At 63.9% G+C, this 463-nt stretch carries 2 pseudogenes; both read right to left on the bottom strand.

The features are described 5' to 3' along the window. Positions 1-293: pseudogene (locus M3183_RS26730) on the bottom strand (Asp-tRNA(Asn)/Glu-tRNA(Gln) amidotransferase subunit GatB); the annotation flags it as partial. Between the two features lie 71 nt (positions 294-364). Beyond that, a pseudogene (locus M3183_RS27640) lies at positions 365-442 on the bottom strand (hypothetical protein); the annotation flags it as partial. Positions 443-463: the final 21 nt, after the last annotated feature.

The following is a 463-nucleotide window of genomic DNA, read 5'->3' as shown; positions in this document are numbered from 1 at the left end:
GCGCGATTGAGATCGATGCCGGTCATGCCGTGGTAGTCCTCGTGCAGCGACTTGCCGGCGTCCTCCTCGAGGTGGGCATGATGCACGCGAATGCGCTTGGTGGTGCCATCGTCGAGGGTGATCTCGACCTCGCCCGGCCCGACGATGGGATGATACATCTGGCTGGTCTGATAGCCCTTGGGCAGATCGGGGTAGAAGTAGTTCTTGCGGTCGAAGATCGAGGTCTCGGGGATCTCGGCATTAATGCCCAGGCCGAAGCGCACGGCCATGGCCACGGCGGCCTCGTTGAGCACCGGCAGCACCCCCCGGGCAGGCCCAGGTCGACGGCGCAGGCCTGGGTGTTGGGCTCGGCACCGAAGGCGGTGGATGCGCCGGAGAAGATCTTCGACTGGGTGGCGAGCTGGACATGAACCTCCAGCCCGATCACAGTTTCCCATTGCATCATGCACTCTCCTTGCCGAAG

The organism is Neobacillus mesonae (assembly GCF_023715155.1).
In the GTDB taxonomy this organism is placed as follows: domain Bacteria; phylum Bacillota; class Bacilli; order Bacillales; family Cytobacillaceae; genus Neobacillus; species Neobacillus mesonae_A.
Note: the sequence above shows the minus strand (reverse complement) of the source record. Positions and strands in the feature narration are given on the sequence as shown.